This window comes from Paenibacillus sp. 19GGS1-52 (genome assembly GCF_022369515.1).
GTDB lineage: Bacteria > Bacillota > Bacilli > Paenibacillales > Paenibacillaceae > Paenibacillus_AQ.
The window spans coordinates 1963349-1980209 of the sequence record NZ_CP059724.1 but is presented as its reverse complement, the minus strand read 5'-3'; the positions used below and the strand labels follow the sequence as shown (position 1 = coordinate 1980209).

General features: G+C 48.3%; 14 protein-coding genes, 2 tRNA genes and 1 pseudogene. 4 read left to right on the top strand and 13 right to left on the bottom strand.

Annotated features, from left to right (window positions below; translation table 11 throughout):
* Window positions 1–46: 46 nt before the first annotated feature.
* Window positions 47–1204, top strand: a complete 1158-nt coding sequence (locus tag H1230_RS09165) for a site-specific integrase (RefSeq protein WP_239715174.1) — start codon at window positions 47–49, stop codon at window positions 1202–1204.
* 119 nt (window positions 1205–1323) lie between these two features.
* Here the strand turns inward: H1230_RS09165 and H1230_RS09160 are convergent.
* From H1230_RS09160 to pyrR, 10 genes are all read right to left on the bottom strand, one after another.
* Window positions 1324–1397: transfer RNA gene (locus H1230_RS09160), tRNA-Ile, on the bottom strand.
* A 46-nt stretch (window positions 1398–1443) separates the two neighbouring features.
* Window positions 1444–1517: transfer RNA gene (locus tag H1230_RS09155), tRNA-Met, on the bottom strand.
* A gap of 82 nt (window positions 1518–1599) precedes the next feature.
* Window positions 1600–1764 (bottom strand): hypothetical protein, encoded by a 165-nt coding sequence (locus H1230_RS09150; RefSeq protein ID WP_167348449.1) that lies wholly within the window; start codon window positions 1762–1764, stop codon window positions 1600–1602.
* A 168-nt stretch (window positions 1765–1932) separates the two neighbouring features.
* Window positions 1933–2574: an orotate phosphoribosyltransferase gene (gene pyrE / locus H1230_RS09145; RefSeq protein ID WP_239715173.1), complete on the bottom strand. Its 642-nt coding sequence runs from the start codon at window positions 2572–2574 to the stop codon at window positions 1933–1935.
* On the bottom strand, window positions 2571–3287 hold the full coding sequence (gene pyrF / locus H1230_RS09140) for an orotidine-5'-phosphate decarboxylase (RefSeq protein WP_481857166.1): 717 nt from the start codon (window positions 3285–3287) through the stop codon (window positions 2571–2573). Before pyrF ends, pyrE begins: the two co-directional genes overlap by 4 nt.
* A 192-nt stretch (window positions 3288–3479) precedes the next feature.
* Entirely contained in the window at window positions 3480–6701 is a 3222-nt protein-coding gene (carB, locus tag H1230_RS09135; protein WP_239715171.1) for a carbamoyl-phosphate synthase large subunit, read from the bottom strand.
* Window position 6702: 1 nt separating this feature from the next.
* Window positions 6703–7881, bottom strand: a complete 1179-nt coding sequence (gene carA / locus H1230_RS09130) for a glutamine-hydrolyzing carbamoyl-phosphate synthase small subunit (RefSeq protein ID WP_239715170.1) — start codon at window positions 7879–7881, stop codon at window positions 6703–6705.
* A gap of 78 nt (window positions 7882–7959) precedes the next feature.
* Window positions 7960–9243, bottom strand: a complete 1284-nt coding sequence (locus tag H1230_RS09125; RefSeq protein WP_239715169.1) for a dihydroorotase — start codon at window positions 9241–9243, stop codon at window positions 7960–7962.
* Between the two features lie 76 nt (window positions 9244–9319).
* Window positions 9320–10228, bottom strand: coding sequence for an aspartate carbamoyltransferase catalytic subunit (locus tag H1230_RS09120; RefSeq protein ID WP_239715168.1), 909 nt, complete (start codon window positions 10226–10228; stop codon window positions 9320–9322).
* Window positions 10229–10230: 2 nt separating this feature from the next.
* Window positions 10231–10821: a bifunctional pyr operon transcriptional regulator/uracil phosphoribosyltransferase PyrR gene (gene pyrR / locus H1230_RS09115; protein ID WP_239715167.1), complete on the bottom strand. Its 591-nt coding sequence runs from the start codon at window positions 10819–10821 to the stop codon at window positions 10231–10233.
* A 305-nt stretch (window positions 10822–11126) separates the two neighbouring features.
* Here pyrR and H1230_RS09110 point away from each other — a divergent pair, with 305 nt between their 5' ends.
* Complete coding sequence (locus tag H1230_RS09110; RefSeq protein WP_239715166.1) at window positions 11127–11687, top strand: GNAT family N-acetyltransferase; 561 nt, start codon at window positions 11127–11129, stop codon at window positions 11685–11687.
* 20 nt (window positions 11688–11707) lie between these two features.
* On the opposite strand, the gene H1230_RS09105 is transcribed toward H1230_RS09110, so the two are convergent.
* The 3 genes from H1230_RS09105 to lspA all read right to left on the bottom strand — a co-directional run bounded on the left by H1230_RS09105 (window position 11708) and on the right by lspA (window position 14532).
* On the bottom strand, window positions 11708–12961 hold the full coding sequence (locus tag H1230_RS09105) for an LL-diaminopimelate aminotransferase (protein ID WP_239715165.1): 1254 nt from the start codon (window positions 12959–12961) through the stop codon (window positions 11708–11710).
* 112 nt (window positions 12962–13073) lie between these two features.
* The gene (locus H1230_RS09100) at window positions 13074–14045 is read right to left on the bottom strand and encodes an RluA family pseudouridine synthase (RefSeq protein WP_239715164.1); all 972 of its coding nucleotides are present in this window, start codon (window positions 14043–14045) and stop codon (window positions 13074–13076) included.
* On the bottom strand, window positions 14038–14532 hold the full coding sequence (gene lspA / locus H1230_RS09095; protein WP_239717220.1) for a signal peptidase II: 495 nt from the start codon (window positions 14530–14532) through the stop codon (window positions 14038–14040). Before lspA ends, H1230_RS09100 begins: the two co-directional genes overlap by 8 nt.
* 210 nt (window positions 14533–14742) lie before the next feature.
* On the opposite strand from lspA, the gene H1230_RS09090 reads away from it, so the two are divergent.
* Together H1230_RS09090 and H1230_RS09080 are read left to right on the top strand one after the other, a co-directional pair.
* Window positions 14743–15474: a TraR/DksA C4-type zinc finger protein gene (locus H1230_RS09090; RefSeq protein WP_239715163.1), complete on the top strand. Its 732-nt coding sequence runs from the start codon at window positions 14743–14745 to the stop codon at window positions 15472–15474.
* Between the two features lie 192 nt (window positions 15475–15666).
* Window positions 15667–16841: pseudogene (locus H1230_RS09080) on the top strand (IS3 family transposase).
* Window positions 16842–16861: the final 20 nt, after the last annotated feature.

The window sequence follows — 16861 nt, the reverse complement described above, 5'->3', positions numbered from 1 at the left end:
AGGCTGTATTGATTCACCCAAGTGAAACATCATTAAGGAGGTAATTATGAAAGGACACGTCTACGCCAGAGGAAAATCATATACGTTTGTTTTTGATCATCCTGATCCACTAACTGGAGAACGTAAACAGCGTTCCAAAGGTGGTTTTAAAACGGAAAAAGAAGCCTGGAGTGCTTGCCGGAAAGCAATGACCGATGCAGAAAAAGGATTGAACGTTGAAGCATCGAGAATAACACTTGCAGAATATCTAAAAGAATATTTAGAGACCCATGCCAAACCGAATTTTAAACCAACATCCTATGACACAGAACAAATCATTATCAACGCAAGAATTATTCCTGTTCTTGGTAAGATTCGACTTCAGAACCTTACCCCTAGAGCCATCAAAGCCTTCTATGCGGAGCTCAGAAAGAGCTATTCTAAAGAATATGTTAAGAATATTCATGGAGTACTAAAACGCGCTCTCCGCTTGGCATATACAGAATCCGGATTGTTGCCCGAAGATATTATGAGCAAAATATCGATGCGTAGTAAAGTAAATGCCACTGAACAAAAAGAAATGCAGTTCTGGAGCATAGAGGAATTCACCAAATTTCTGCAATCTTCAAAATATCATGTACATTATATTGCATTCTCACTAGCGATTTATACTGGCATGCGGCGCGGGGAGATTCTAGGTCTTCGGTGGAAGGATATTGATTTCGACAATAAAGAATTAAAAGTAATCCAGACAGCTAACTGGACAACAGAAGGCCTGGTTATTCAACGTCCTAAAACGAATGACTCCATTCGTAGGGTGAAACTTTTCCAAAATATTATTGATGACCTGAAAGAGCGCTATATTCAGATTAAAGAGTATAAAAAAGAATACGGGGATGCTTACGAAGATAACGATTTGGTCTGCTGTTATCCAGGAGGAGGATATATAAAACCAAAACGAATTACAGAAGGTATGGATGTTCTCGTTCGTAAGGCTGGCGTTAAGAAAATCCGATTCCACGATCAGAGGCACACTCATGCTTCATTTTTACTGATGATTGGAATTAATCCAAAAGTAGCTGCTGAAAGGCTGGGCATGACTCCGGCAATGTTTAACGAGCGATATTCCCATTTGCTACCGATCATGCAAGAAGAAGCCGTAGATCGTATTGAAAATGAACTTAATAAATTCGCCCAGAAACAGCTTGAACTTGTCGATAAATAATTCACGTTAGCAAATCCGTTAGCAAGTTCGAATGACTGATCCTTTCCCCTCCTCATTCTCATCCTTCACCGACCCCCAAGACAGCAAAAAACCCTTGCTAGGCAAGGGTTTCTTATAAGTGGGCCCTGAGGGACTCGAACCCCCGACCAATCGGTTATGAGCCGACCGCTCTAACCAACTGAGCTAAGGGCCCGGACTAAAATATCCGAATATACAATGGCTGCTTGTAAATAAATGGATTGCGGGGGCAGGATTTGAACCTGCGGCCTTCGGGTTATGAGCCCGACGAGCTACCGGGCTGCTCCACCCCGCGTCAGTAATCATATTCAAACAGCGACAATAAATAATATACATTAGATCATGGGTTTAAGTCAAGCTGGATTTCTTATTTGTAGTTATGGCAGAAAACGAACCCCGTATTTACCTTTACGTGAACGGTAAATTTCCACAAAGCGGGGGTCATGATAGCCATAAATCCATCCGTCTTGCTCCAGCCTTTTCGCCAGACAGCCTGCTTGAAATCTTGTCCTGAACAGCTTCGCGAAGTATATCCAATTCATGTTGCTCTCTTCTCCTTTTTTCGCAAATTGACCCGGTCCTGCTCGAATTTAGCATGCCCAGTTTCCACAAAATCAGCCACGTAATTTCCAAGGGTTGAACATACAAATAGCCCCTGCACGGTTAAGTGAGAGGCTACTTATATGTGTATTCTTAAGCATACTGCTCGGTTATACGCCGAATGCTGCCGGATTATTCCTCCATGATTTCAACAGTTCTACATCTGCAACTGCTATTTTGCCCTTAGCCAGCGCTACATCAATTAGTACAGTGTAGTTAGACAAGCTTTGCAGCGGAACCTCTGCTGCGGCGAATGCTTCTGTTGCACGGTCCAGCTCATAGCTGAAGATGGCCAGTACAGCCAGCACCTCTCCGCCAGCTTCTTGCACGGCCTGCGCCGCTTTGATCGAACTGCCTCCGGTAGAGATCAGATCCTCGATCACAACAACTTTTTGACCAGGGGTGATAAGACCTTCGATCTGGTTCTGCTTGCCATGTCCTTTGGCCTTGTCGCGAATATAAGCCATCGGCAGGTTCAGCTTATCAGCCACCCAGGCTGCATGAGGAATACCAGCAGTTGCAGTACCCGCAATCACCTGAGCGTCCGGATACTGGCTGTTAATCAGCTCTACGAAGGCCTCTGCTATAAAGCTGCGCACTTCCGGGTAAGCCATGGTCAACCTGTTATCACAATAGATTGGGGACTTGATTCCGGAGGTCCATGTAAAAGGCTCCTGCGGACGCAACGCCACCGCTCCAATCTCCAGCAGATAGGAAGCTACTTGATCACTTTTATTCAATAATGGACTCACGCTTGGATCATCTCCTCAATAATAGTAAGTGCGGCTTGTCGCGGATCTGGAGCGGCTGTAATGGGTCGGCCCACTACAAGGTAATGACTGCCCTGCCGGATGGCTTGTGCAGGTGTCATTACCCGTGACTGGTCATCCAAGGAAGCACCTGCCGGCCGAATGCCGGGTGTAACGGTGCGAAATGTTGACCCACAGGCGTCTGCAATGACAGCTGCCTCCTGCGGCGAAGCAACAACGCCGTCCAGACCTGCCTCCGCCGCCAGCTTGGCATAACGCACTACAGTATCTGCGACGTTTCCGGCAATCCCAATCTCGCCATTCATGACCTCTTGGCTCGTACTGGTCAGCTGTGTCACTGCGATAATCAAGGGCATCTGCAGTGACGGATTCACACTAACCGCAGCGGCAGCACCGTTCCGGGCAGCAGCCATCATCGCTGTGCCACCGGCTGCATGCACGTTGAACATATCCACGCCTAGCTGGGTAAGACTTTCGGCACCGCCTTTTACCGTATTGGGAATATCATGCATTTTGACATCTACGAATACGGAATAACCACGGTCTTTCAGTTCTTTGATGAATTCCGGACCTGCCGCATAGAACAGCTGCATGCCCACCTTCATATAACAAGGAATTCCCTCTAGCTTCTCCATCAGCAGCCGTGCCTGTGCAACGTCAGGGTAATCAAGGGGGATCATTAGACGCTTTGACATTTCATCCCATTTGGTGATATCACCGATATTATCCTCGGCAACCTGTCCTGTTCCATCTGTCATATTAACGCTCCTTTTAGAGTGTGACGAATGCCGCACTATACTTTTTCTACACCCCGGGCATAGCGGGACGGTCTGCGAATATCCCGCAAACCGTCCTTTGTAGCACCGTTTAAATATGGCGTTATGAAATTATTGTCCGACAAAAGCAGGCATCGACTGCGATGAGAAGTTGATGGTCTGCAGCATGATCAGCAGCGCCGTCACCGTATCGAGCGAAGTCATACAGACAACACCGTTCTCGACTGCTTCACGGCGGATACGGAATCCGTCACGCTCTGGTGTCTTGCCTTTGGTCAGTGTATTAAAGACGAAGTTGGCTTGGCCTCCACGGATCAGATCCAGAATGGTCGGCTCCCCTTCATCCAACTTGTTAACGTTCATTACATTGAGACCCGCTTCTTCAAGCGCTTGAGCTGTGCCGCCGGTAGCAATGATTTTGTACCCCATGGCATGGAAGCCTTTCATAAGCTCTACTGCTTCAGCCTTGTCTTTGTCCGCTACCGTGATGATGATAGATCCGGTTGCCGGAATTTTCATTCCTGCTCCGATCAGACCTTTGTATAACGCCTTGGCAAATAACTTGTCGCGGCCCATTACTTCACCCGTAGATTTCATCTCCGGTCCGAGTGTAGGCTCAACTCTGCGCAGTTTGGCAAAAGAGAATACCGGTACTTTTACAGATACATAGTCACTTTCCGGCCATAGACCTTCTGTATATCCATCATCCTTCAGCTTGCCGCCCAGAATGATTTTGGTAGCCAGATTAGCCATTGGAATGCCTGTTACCTTACTCAGGAAGGGCACCGTACGCGAGGAACGCGGGTTCACTTCAATGACGTACACTTCATTCTGATAGATGACAAACTGGATGTTGACCAGTCCGATCGTCTTCAGTTCTTTGGCGATCTTGATTGTAATCTCCGCGATCTTCTGCTTCAGACCATCGTCCAGATATTGCGGCGGATAGACAGCGATCGAGTCACCGGAGTGAATACCTGCGCGCTCCACATGCTCCATGATCCCCGGAATCACAACAGTATCTCCGTCGCAAATCGCGTCTACCTCAACCTCTTTACCGAGCATATAACGGTCGATCAATACCGGATGCTCCGGGTTAACCTTTACGGCTTCTACCATGTAGCTGAGCAATTCCGTATCATTATAGACAATTTCCATCGCGCGTCCACCCAGAACATACGAAGGACGTACAAGCACCGGATATCCAAGCGATTGAGCAGTCTCTACAGCTTCACTAACATTTACTACCGTCTTGCCTTTCGGTTGAGCAATATTAAGGCGGGACAGCAGAGCTTCGAATTTCTTGCGATTCTCGGCTTCATCGATACTGTCAAGGCTCGTGCCCAGAATCTTGACCCCGGCCGCACTCAGCGGAGCTGCCAGGTTAATCGCTGTCTGACCTCCAAACTGGACGATAACTCCAATTGGATTCTCTTGGGCGATAACGTTCATTACATCTTCAAAGAATAATGGTTCAAAATACAAGCGGTCCGAGGTGTTAAAGTCTGTCGATACCGTCTCAGGATTGTTGTTGATAATTACGGCTTCATAACCGGCCTTCTGAATTGCCCAAACTGCATGCACCGTAGAGTAATCGAATTCAATCCCCTGTCCGATCCGGATCGGACCGGAGCCCAGCACGATTACCTTTTGCTTGTCGGAATGAATAACCTCATTCTCTGTTTCGTAAGTCGAGTAATAGTACGGTGTCGTCGCTTCAAACTCAGCCGCACAGGTATCAACCATTTTGAAGACAGGTGTCAGACCTTGCGCAAGACGCAGTGCACGAACATCGGCTTCTTTGGTATGTTCACCACCGGGTTGACCTTCGCCGCGAATCTCAGCAATCGAGCGGTCTGTAAAGCCCATACGTTTGGCTTGATATAAAGTTTCCGAGGTTAAGCTTGGTGCCTTGCGAATAACATCTTCGAAGTTCACGATCGCTTCAATCTTGGAGAGGAACCACCAGTCTACGTTAGTGAGATCCTGAATTTCCTGCAATTCCAGCCCCCGACGGAAAGCTTCCGCAATCAGGAACAGGCGCTCATCATCGGCTTTAACTAGGCGGTTACGGAGCACACTCTCTTCCAGCAATTCAGCACCTGGCAGATTAATACGATGTACTCCGATCTCCAGAGAACGGACTGCCTTATGAATAGACTCTTCAAAAGTACGGCCGATGGCCATAACTTCTCCAGTGGCCTTCATCTGCGTACCAAGCTTACGGTTCGCATAGATGAACTTGTCGAACGGCCAGCGCGGAATTTTACTTACGATATAGTCCAGTGTAGGTTCGAAGCAGGCATAAGTCTGTCCGGTAACTGGATTGATAATTTCATCAAGCGTATAGCCGAGAGCGATTTTGGCTGCCATCTTAGCGATAGGGTAACCGGTCGCCTTCGAAGCCAAAGCCGAGGAGCGGCTGACACGCGGATTAACTTCAATGACATAATATTGATAGCTTTGTGGATCAAGTGCGAACTGCACGTTGCAGCCGCCTTCGATATTGAGCGCACGGATAATTTTGAGGGAAGCACTGCGCAGCATCTGATATTCACGATCAGACAGCGTCTGGCTCGGAGCCACAACGATACTGTCACCTGTATGTATGCCTACAGGATCAAAGTTCTCCATGTTGCAGACCACGATACAGTTGTCGTTCGCGTCCCGCATAACCTCGTATTCAACTTCCTTCATGCCGGCAATACTCTTCTCAACCAAGCATTGTCCAATCGGACTGTAACGAATGCCCGCTTTGACAGTCTCACGCAGTTCTTCTTCATTGTCACAGATACCGCCACCCGTACCCCCAAGGGTATAAGCAGGACGGACAATCAATGGGTATCCAATTTCTTCAGCGAAGGCCAAAGCTTCATCCAGTGCAGTAATAATTACGCTGTCCGGTACAGGCTGATCCAGCTCGCGCATGAGATCACGGAACAAGTCGCGATCCTCTGCCTTCTCAATCGATTCCAGCTGTGTGCCGAGCAGCTTCACGTTCTCCTGCTCCAGAACTCCGGCACGAGCCAGTTCTACGGCCATGTTCAGGCCAGTCTGTCCACCCAAAGTAGGCAGCAAGCCATCCGGACGCTCCTGGCGGATAATCGCGGTTACGAATTCAAGTGTGATCGGCTCGATGTAGACTTTATCAGCCATGTTCGTATCGGTCATGATGGTCGCAGGATTGCTGTTAATCAGCACAACCTCCACGCCTTCTTCTTTAAGAGCCTGGCAGGCCTGAGTGCCTGCATAGTCAAACTCAGCGGCCTGGCCGATAACAATCGGGCCGGAGCCGATGACGAGTATTTTCTTAAGCTTATTATTCTTTGGCATGTTATAGAGCTCCTTTCACGGCTTCAAGCTGTGCAGTAGGTTTCGGGGCCGTGATTCTGGCATTCGCTGCAAGCTGCGCCTGGCGCGAGATTACAGGTGTATTGGCCTTATGGTCGGCAATCATCTGCAGAAAGCGATCGAACAGATAGCCGCTGTCATGCGGTCCCGGTGCCGCTTCCGGATGATATTGCACCGAAAATGCGGGGTAGCGGGTATGTTTAAGTCCTTCGACAGTCTTATCATTGTTATTGATGTGCGTGATTTCCAGATCTGTACTTTCCACAGATGCCTCATTCACTGTATAGCCATGGTTCTGGGAGGTGATGAAGCAGCGGCCACTTGCCAATTCCTTAACCGGATGGTTTCCACCGCGATGTCCGAATTTAAGCTTCTCTGTATCTGCGCCGCAAGCCAGGGCAAACAGCTGATGACCCAGACAAATTCCGAAGATTGGGTACTCACCGAGCAGCTCGGAAATAGTCTTGACCGCATAAGTTACATCTTTAGGGTCCCCAGGACCATTCGACAGCAGAATCCCATCCGGGTTCAAATGGCGGACTTCATCCGCTGATACGTCATGCGGCACAACAACAACATCACAGCCGCGGCTATTCAGCTCGCGCAGGATGCCGGTCTTTGCACCATAATCGATAAGCACGATCCGTTCTTTACTCCCCGGACTGCTGTAGCTTGTAGCGGTAGAGGTGCGGGCTACCTGATTGCGCAACTCCTCAATCGTGGTGTCGCCCATCATTTCCATCAATTCCTCGACACGTTTGTTGGAAGTTGTAAGGATAGCCTTCATGGTGCCGTAATGACGAATGATGCGGGTCAGCATCCGCGTATCAATCTCACTGATTCCGGGAATATCATATTCCTTCAGCAGGTCGTCAACGCTGTATTCGGAACGCCAATTACTCGGTACCGTCTCATGACGGCGCACGACAAAGCCGTGCACGAAAGGGCGTACGGACTCGAAATCGTCCCGAGTAATGCCGTAATTCCCGATCAGCGGATACGTCATAGTTACGATTTGCCCGCAATAGGATGGGTCCGACAGCACCTCCTGATATCCCGTAATCCCTGTATTAAATACAACCTCGCCCGTCTTCTCACCCTCAGCGCCAAATGCGGTCCCTGTAAAAAGCGTACCGTCCTGTAGCAGCAATCTCGCCTGCATTCTATTCCACTCCTTCTTGTTTCTGTAGTCTAAAGCTTATGCCTAACATGGCTTCCAAGATGTTCCACCTGGAATTCATTAGATTCTCTCAGTCCATACGGCCTTGCCGTCTACCCAAGTCATTACAGGCCAGCCCTTAAGCTTCCATCCGGCAAAGGGAGTATTGCGTCCTTTGCTGGCAAATGTACTTGGGTCTACTTCCCGTTCCTGCTCCAGATCAATCAGCGTTAGATCTGCTGGAGCTCCAATGTCCAGCACCCCGCTATTCAGCCGGAATACCCGAGCCGGAGCTGCAGTCATTCGGTTTACCAGCAAGGAAAGGTCCCATTTGCCAGTAGCCACGAACGCTGTGTATAGCAGCGGGAAAGCTGTCTCAAAGCCAACGATTCCAAAAGGAGCAAGCTCCATCCCCTTGGCCTTCTCTTCTTCGCTATGCGGTGCATGATCCGTAACAATAATATCAAGTGTGCCATCCAGCAGCCCTTCGATACAAGCTTCTACATCGCGGCGGGAACGCAGCGGCGGGTTCATTTTCCAATTGGCGTCCATACCGGGGATATCCTCTTCGGCCAGCAGCAGATGGTGGGGACATACCTCAGCAGTCACTTTAATGCCGATTTCCTTAGCTTGGCGAATCAGCCGTACCGATTGCTCTGTGCTGACGTGGCATACATGGTAGTGAACCCCAGTTGCTTCAGCGAGTAAAATATCCCGACCCACGTGGATGGCTTCCGACTCATTCGGAATTCCAATCAGCCCATTTGCAGTAGCAAATGTCCCCTCAGCTACACAGCCACCAACTACCAGCGAATTGTCCTCGCAGTGAGCTATAACCGGCATATCCAGCGAGGCTGCGATCTTCATGGCATCCTTCATCATCTGCGCGTTCTGCACGCCCACGCCGTCATCCGTAAAGCCAATGGCTCCGGCTTCCTTCAACGCGGCAAAATCAGTCAACTCTCGACCCAGCTCATTCTTCGTAATGGCTGCATAAGGCAACACTTTAACTAGACCTGCTTCACGCGCCTTTTCTTTCACCAATAACACGACTTCCGGGCTGTCGGTCACTGGGCGGGTGTTAGGCATGCAAGCGATGGTTGTGAATCCGCCTTTAGCTGCCGAGCGACCACCAGTTTCTATGGTTTCCTTATGCTCGAAGCCTGGCTCGCGCAGATGCACATGCATATCAATTAATCCTGGAATCAGCAGCTTGCCTTCAGCATCTATGATTTCTGCAGTTTCACCCTCTGCTTCATACTCATCAGTTACAGCAGAGATAAACCCATCCTGAAGTACGATATGTTTGCGCTCTAGTACGCCTTCCTTATTCAGTACGCTGGCATTCTTAATGATCACTGTCATAATCAATAACTCTCCCTTATTATATAATAAAAATTCATCTTTGTGTATAATTATCAATAAGTTTATGTTAGCTATTTTATAATAAGGCTCTTTCGAGAACAGCCATCCGTACAGGCACTCCGTTCGCCATCTGCGGAAAGATCCGGGATTGGCTGCTCTCAACCACTGCGTCGTCTATTTCAACATTCCGGTTCACCGGAGCAGGATGCATAATGATTGTACTTTTACCGAGTGTAGCTGCACGTTCTTCCGTTAACCCGTACTGTCTTCGGTATTCCTCTGCTGATTGCAGCATGCCAGTAGCATGACGTTCAAGCTGCACACGCAGCATCATCACCACGTCGGCCTTAAGTGCTTCTTCCATAGATACATATGGAGCGTAAGCCATAAGTTCAGGAGCTTTCATATTCTCTGGTGCACAGAACTGTACCTCAGCCCCCATCTTCGTCAGCCCCCAAAGGTTGGAGCGCGCTACACGGCTATGCATAATATCTCCGATAATTGAGACTTTCAAGCCTTTCAGTTCTCCAAAGGTTTTGGACATTGTATAGAGATCCAACAGCGCCTGGGTAGGATGTTCATTATTGCCGTCCCCTGCGTTGATGAGCGGTATAGAGACTTTCTCAGCCAGCTGCTGCAGCACTCCTGCAGGCTTCAAACGCACAACTCCAGCATCGATCCCCATGGACTCCAGCGTGCGCACTGTGTCGTAGATCGACTCGCCTTTTTCTACACTGGAAGCCGCTGCTGTAAAATTCAGCACTTGAGCACCAAGACGTTTCTCCGCCATTTCGAAGGAAAACCGGGTCCGCGTGCTGTTCTCAAAGAACATATTAGAGATGAAATGTGCTCCCAGCACAGGCGTTAACTTCTCACTTTGATTGTCCCAGTAGGCGGTTCTGTTCAGCAGTTGGCTGATTTCCGAGTGGTCCAGCTCCTTAAGTCCCAACAGACTGCGTTCCTTCACCTTGGTTGCTGTCATCATTGTTATCGTTCCTCCCGGTTTGAGATAATGTAGACTTCATCCTTGCCGTCATATTCTGTCAGCGCCACTTCAATTTGCTCATGTCTTGAGGTAGGTACATTCTTGCCGATGTAGTCTGGACGAATGGGCAGCTCCCGGTGTCCGCGATCCGCCAGCACTGCCAGCTGAATCATCCGCGGACGCCCGCAATCCATCAGTGCATCCATGGCTGCGCGAATCGTACGTCCGGTGTACAGCACATCGTCGAACAATATTACTTTTTTGTCGTGGATGCTAGTACTGCCTATACTGCCGGAGGTAATGGTCAAGGTACTCTTATTCAGAGCCTGATCCTTTGCTTCCCGACTAATGCCATCTTCTTCACGATCATCCCGATAATGTGTAATATCCAGCTCGCCATAAGGAATATCAATTCCTTCAATCTCCTTGATCCGTTCGGCAATCCGCTGAGCCAGGTACACCCCGCGTGTCCGAATACCAATAAGCAGGCAGTTCTCAATCCCCTTGTTCTTCTCCAAAATCTCGTGGGCAATGCGCGACAGCGCCCGGCGAATCGCCGTTTCATCCATAATGACATTTTTCTCAGTAACCATAATCCGCCATCCTCCAGCTTGTACGCCCCTCCAAGTTCCCTAGAAACAAAAAACTCCTTGCCCAAGGTAGGCAAGGAGTGAAATCCGTAGATGAAGAAGGATGATTGGCCGCGCGCATAAAAAGAGCATCCGTATACATACGGATATCTTCCTATAAAGCGCGAACCTCGATTCACGTTACCTTGCCAGCCTCACGGGACTGAATTAAAGGTGCATATTCATTTGAATAAATTATGACAGAAGGAATAGCTCGTGTCAACTTGCATTGCCCCATTCTGTTATTATAAAGCTGGAGGTGAATTAAGATGGAGCTGGAATTCATGACTATAGCCCATTGGGACGAATCACTGTGGAACAGAATTGAGCCGGTATATCGGGAAGCTTTCCCTAGCGGTGCCAAACCTAAAGGCATTCTGCGCGGCATGTTGGAAAGAGGGATTGCTTGTATTCATGCCGGATTGTACGATAACGAGGTCGTCGCCATGGCAGTTAGTGGAATCGAAGGGGCTGCTGCCGATAAGCGGCTTATTATTGACTATTTGGCAGTGCGCAAGGAAACGCGGGGACAAGGCTACGGGACACAATTCCTCGGTATGGTCTGCGATTGGGCACAGAAAGAACACCATGTTCGCGGGATCATCATTGAGGTGGAAGCAGGGGAAACAGAGGCACATGTTGAACGCATTCATTTCTGGGAGCGCTGCGGATTTATCCTGACCGCTTATGTCCATCAGTATATTTGGGTCCCCGAACCATATCAGGCAATGCTGCTGCCGCTGGATCAAAATATTAGTGTCCAAGATAACGGTCAATCCCTGTTTCGCTACATTAATTCATTCCACAAAAAAGCCTACCGGCAACGGTAGGCTTTTAGCAAAATATAAGCTTAAAATTCAAATTCAACATCACTAAGCCGTCTCTGAATCTCCGAAATCACACGTTTCTCTTCTTCTTCACCTTTTGCGATGAAGGTAACGGAGAAGCGCACGAATGCTCCGGCATCATCCCAAGGCACAGTAGAAATCAGCTTCTCACGGATCAGGAACTGTGAGAAATCCTCACCGGATTCAAAGCGGCGTCCGCCCTTGATCCCTTTAGGTGCAGCTACATATAGGAAGAAGGAGCCCTTTGGTTTCTCAGCTTTGAAGCCCAGGCTATTCAGCGCATCGACCAGCAGATTGTGGCGACGGGAATACTTAGTGGCAATCGCTTCCGTAATTTCAGGATGAGCGAGGCCGTAGGCCGCTGCTTTCTGTATAGCGATAAACTGACCGGAATCGTTATTATCCTTCACATCGCTGAATGCTTTAACAACGAGCGGATTACCAGCCACGAAACCGATTCTCCAGCCTGTCATATTGTAGGATTTAGAGAGGGAATGCAGCTCTACGCCAACATCCTTGGCACCGGGAACGGACAGAAAGCTAAGTGGCTTCTTGCCATCATACGTCAGGGCCGCATATGGAGCATCGTGGACAACAACAACATCATATTTTTTGGCCCAAGCAACAACCTCAGTGAAAAATTCAGGAGTCGCACTTGCGCCCGTTGGGTTGTTCGGATAGTTCAGATACAGCAACTTTGCTTTGCCGGCAATATCTGCGGGAATAGAGTTCAGGTCAGGCAGGAAATTATTCTCTTTCTTCAGCTCTACCGTAAATACTTGTCCACCCAGATACTTGGTGTGTGTACCCAGCACAGGATAACCCGGAACAGTCATGATAGTGATATCTCCTGGGTTAATAAAGCAGGAAGGCAACATCGCCAGTGCCGGCTTCGAGCCGATGGAGTGTACAATTTCAGTGACAGGGTCTATACCTTCAACTAGGAATACTTCGCGCAGATATTCAGCCGCTGCTGTCTTGAATTCAGGAATACCATTATCGGAATAACCACGATTCTCTTCTTTGGCTGCTTCTTCGGCAAGCTTAGCAACGATGCCTGCGTCAGCCATCTCATCAGGCTCACCTACGCCCATGTCGATCAGCTCGATATCGGGAAAATCCTTTTTAGCGGATGCTTTAGCGCGTTTGATTTTCTCGAATTTATAAATCGCCGTGTCCTTGCCGTAATTAGATCCGCCGATGCGCTCCGCAAAATTGGTCTGAATATAGCTCTCCTGATATTGTTCAATACTCATAAAGTTCGTCTCATCTCCTGGCTTGTTTTCGTAAAATTAATTCTATCTATAGTTCTAAATATGACGTAAACCTGTCTTCAAAACCATGGATTTATCATCTATTCATTTGTACTTATCTGCTGCGTAGATTGAATAATACTTCTTCCATATCAGCTGGAATAGGCGCACTAAATTCCAAATATTCACCGGTAGCAGGATGTACAAAACCAAGCACTGCCGCGTGCAGAGCCTGTCCCACTATTGAGGAATTTTTGCTGCGTCCATATATAGGATCACCCAGCAGCGGATGTCCAATAAATTTCATATGAACACGAATCTGATGCGTTCGTCCAGTCTCCAATTGCAGCTCCACAAGCGTACAATCGCCGAAACGCTCCAACACTGTAAAGTGCGTTACGGACTTCTTGCTGTTCTTTTGCGTTACAGTGTACAGCTTGCGGTCATGAGCATCTCTGCCGATTGGAGCATCCACCGTGCCTTGATCGTGGGACAGATTGCCCTGAACCACTGCTATATAACGCCGCGTTACGGTATGCTCCTTAAGTTGCCCAGACAGTGATACGTGACTGGCATCATTCTTAGCTGCCATGATGAGTCCAGACGTATCCTTGTCAATGCGGTGCACAATTCCCGGGCGAATCTCGCCGTTGATGCCGGACAGATCCTTGCAATGATACATCAGTGCATTCACCAAGGTGCCGGACGGATGGCCTACTGCCGGATGCACAACCATGCCGCGCGGCTTATTCACAACAATGACATCGCTATCTTCATATACAACGTCCAGCGGAATATTTTCCGGTATCAGATCCGTTACTTCCGCCTCAGGAACCATAATCGCTACTAGATCACCCTCAAACAGCTTATAGTTGGCTTTCACTGTTGCTCCGTTGACTGTAACGTATCCAGCACTGATCCATAGCTGCACTTGGGAGCGTGAAATATCCTCTTCCCAGGACTCCGTAATATATTTATCAATTCGCTCCCGGTCGTTCGTTCCGGTAACGGTCCACTCGGTGACGTCCCTCTCTTCTTCGAATGCAGATTCGATCTGCTGATTGACGTCTTTATTCAATTCATTCATTCCCTTCTTTTACTTCCTTTACTTCAGTTATTTCGTCTCCGCCCTTAAGATCACGCAGCGAATCCAGAATGATAAGCGCTACCCCGATCACGATACAGGAATCCGCCACATTAAAAATCGGGAAGGTGTAGCTGCCGAAATTAAACATCAGGAAATCAACGACCTCGCCATTTAGCATCCGGTCCAAAAAGTTGCCTACAGCTCCGCCAAGCACAAGTCCAAGCGCCAAAGGCAGTAGTTTCCGTGTAGCTCTAGCCTTATTCAAGTACCAGACAATACCCGCAACGACTGCAATCGTAACCAGAAAAAAGAACCATTGCTGACCTTCAAGAATGCCAAATGCCGCTCCGCTGTTGCGGTGGGAGGTAATCAGGAAGAAGTTCCCGATCACAGGGATCTGTTCAGCCAGTTCCAGGCGAGTAGCAATTAAATATTTCGTTCCCTGGTCCAGCAAAAATACAATAAGAGCAATCAGATAGTACACCACAGAAGTTGTCACTCCGTTCTTATTTTTCCCGCCTTGGCGGTACGAATACTCAATAAAGACTTGTATATTGTAGCACAGGCCTCAAGAACCCGTCTATTGGGGACGCTTCTATAACGGGCAATTAGAGGGTACTATTTTCCAGCGCTAAAAAACGCTCTGTCCGGTCAACCTAACAAAGAACCTTCCGGCAATTAGAAAGGAGCAAATATAATGACGCACCTAACCGTACAACAGCTCTCACAGTTGCGTACTCTTCTTACCCAGCAGCAGGCAGATATTCAGCATAGGCTTAAGAATAATGAGCATTATGGTTTGCAGGAATCCATGCGCGATAGTACTGGTGAGCTGTCTGAAATCGATAACCATCCCGCCGATGCTGCCACTGAGCTTTATAACCGCTCCATGGATATCTCCCTGCTGGAACGGGATGAGCATGAGCTGGATAATATCGACGCTGCCCTGAGCGCCATGGATGAAGGCACCTACGGTCTATGCCTTACGTGCGGCAACCCGATCCCAATTGAACGCTTATCCGCCATTCCCTCTACCCGCTACTGCAGAGAGCACAACCCCGGTCAAAATGCACCGTTCACACGGCCTGTGGAAGAGGAATTTCTATCTCCTCCCTTTGGTCGGACCAGTCTCGACGAGCGCGATGGCCAGAATGGCTTTGACGGCGAAGACGCCTGGCAGATTGTTGAAAGCTGGGGCAATTCAGACTCCCCGGCCATGGCCGAGGGCAGCAATATTGATTCTTATAACGATATGGAAATTGAAGCAGATGAAACCGAAGGTTTCGTTGAGCCGTGGGAGAACTTTATCGCTACCGATATTGAAGGAAACCATGTGACCGTAGTGAAGGGCCGTAGCTACCGACATTATATGGAGAGCGGCGAAGGAGACTATCTGCTCGATCCGCTTGGCAAAAAAGACCGGGAGTAGCCACAGGCTGCTCTTTTCTTTTGCTCTATCACAAAATCAGGGGTTGACCTGGTGAATCGGACTGAGAGGCCCTTATTTGTTCGAAATCAGGAGATTGGGAAATTTAGCGGACACCATGACCTAGACTAAGAAGTGGACACGGAAAGTAGAACCCATGGATAATAGAATAATACTCCAGAAGAGGTGATTGCCGTGACCGAACGTCAACGTTATAACAAAGAATTTATAGAACAAACAGTAAAATATGTCCAAGAACAGCAGAAGTCCATTACCGACATTGCGGAAGAATTGAACATTCCTAAAGGAACTTTGAAAAATTGGATGGTGAAGTACCGGCAGTTCCCCAACGAACCGTTTGTAGGCAGTGGAAAGCTACGTATCCAGGAACAGCAGATCCACGATTTGGAACAAAAGAATAAGGATCTGGAAGAGGAGGTCGCTATTTTAAAAAAAGCGATGCACATCTTCAGCAAAGACCGGAGTTAAAGTTCCGATTTATTGAGGAGCATCGCTCCGAATTCCGGATTGAGAAGATGTGCAGCCTATTAGAAGTATCTAGAAGTGGCTATTACAAGTGGCGACTCTCCCCTCCCAGTGACCGAAAAATGCATCGTGAACGGCTCTTAAAGCGCATTGAATATCACTTTTACGACAATGATGAAATTTACGGCAGCCCCAAAATCACAAAGAAATTGCAGGAAGAAGGATTCGTCGTCGGTGAGAAAACGGTAGGCCGAATCATGCGTGAGAACAAGCTTCGCTCCCAAGCAACCGGCAAATTCAAAGTCCAGACGACCGATTCTAACCACGACTTTCCTATTGCCCCCAACTGGCTAAACCAGCATTTCGACGTGTGTACGATGCCGAATCAAGTATGGGTAACGGACATTACCTACATTCACACACGCCAAGGTGTGTTGTATTTAGCGAGCGTTTTGGATTTGTACACACGTAAGATTGTCGGTTGGGAGCTTGGAAACCGTATGAAGGTAGACCTCGTTTCAGCAGCTCTGGAAAAGGCCTACAAGTCGCAGCAACCCGAAAAAGGGCTCATTCACCATTCGGACCGAGGCAGTCAATATGCCTCCACAGATTACCGAAAAAAACTAAAAGAATACCATATGATCCGAAGCATGAGTCGCCGAGGGAATTGCTATGACAATGCCTGCATCGAATCGTTCCACAGCATCCTCAAACGAGAACTCGTTTACCGCAGAAGGTTCTTAACGAAAGAAGAAGCAAAGAATCACTTGTTTAGGTATATCGAGTTTTTCTACAACCGGAAAAGAATACACAGTAAATTGGACTACCTCTCACCGGATCGTTTTGAATCGCTGTATTACAAGAACCTAAAGTTTGCCAACTGACCCTTTTACCGTGTCCACTC

Bases quoted from the DNA above. Each gene is read 5' to 3' on its own strand.
- H1230_RS09165 (WP_239715174.1), top strand. From the start codon at position 47: ATGAAAGGACACGTCTACGCCAGAGGAAAATCATATACGTTTGTTTTT.
- H1230_RS09090 (WP_239715163.1), top strand. From the start codon at position 14,743: ATGACGCACCTAACCGTACAACAGCTCTCACAGTTGCGTACTCTTCTT.
- pyrR (WP_239715167.1), bottom strand. From the start codon at position 10,821: ATGGTTACTGAGAAAAATGTCATTATGGATGAAACGGCGATTCGCCGG.
- carA (WP_239715170.1), bottom strand. From the start codon at position 7,881: ATGCAGGCGAGATTGCTGCTACAGGACGGTACGCTTTTTACAGGGACC.
- H1230_RS09120 (WP_239715168.1), bottom strand. From the start codon at position 10,228: ATGATGACAGCAACCAAGGTGAAGGAACGCAGTCTGTTGGGACTTAAG.
- H1230_RS09105 (WP_239715165.1), bottom strand. From the start codon at position 12,961: ATGAGTATTGAACAATATCAGGAGAGCTATATTCAGACCAATTTTGCG.
- carB (WP_239715171.1), bottom strand. From the start codon at position 6,701: ATGCCAAAGAATAATAAGCTTAAGAAAATACTCGTCATCGGCTCCGGC.
- H1230_RS09150 (WP_167348449.1), bottom strand. From the start codon at position 1,764: ATGAATTGGATATACTTCGCGAAGCTGTTCAGGACAAGATTTCAAGCA.
- H1230_RS09110 (WP_239715166.1), top strand. From the start codon at position 11,127: ATGGAGCTGGAATTCATGACTATAGCCCATTGGGACGAATCACTGTGG.
- H1230_RS09125 (WP_239715169.1), bottom strand. From the start codon at position 9,243: ATGACAGTGATCATTAAGAATGCCAGCGTACTGAATAAGGAAGGCGTA.
- H1230_RS09100 (WP_239715164.1), bottom strand. From the start codon at position 14,045: ATGAATGAATTGAATAAAGACGTCAATCAGCAGATCGAATCTGCATTC.
- pyrF (WP_481857166.1), bottom strand. From the start codon at position 3,287: ATGTCAAAGCGTCTAATGATCCCCCTTGATTACCCTGACGTTGCACAG.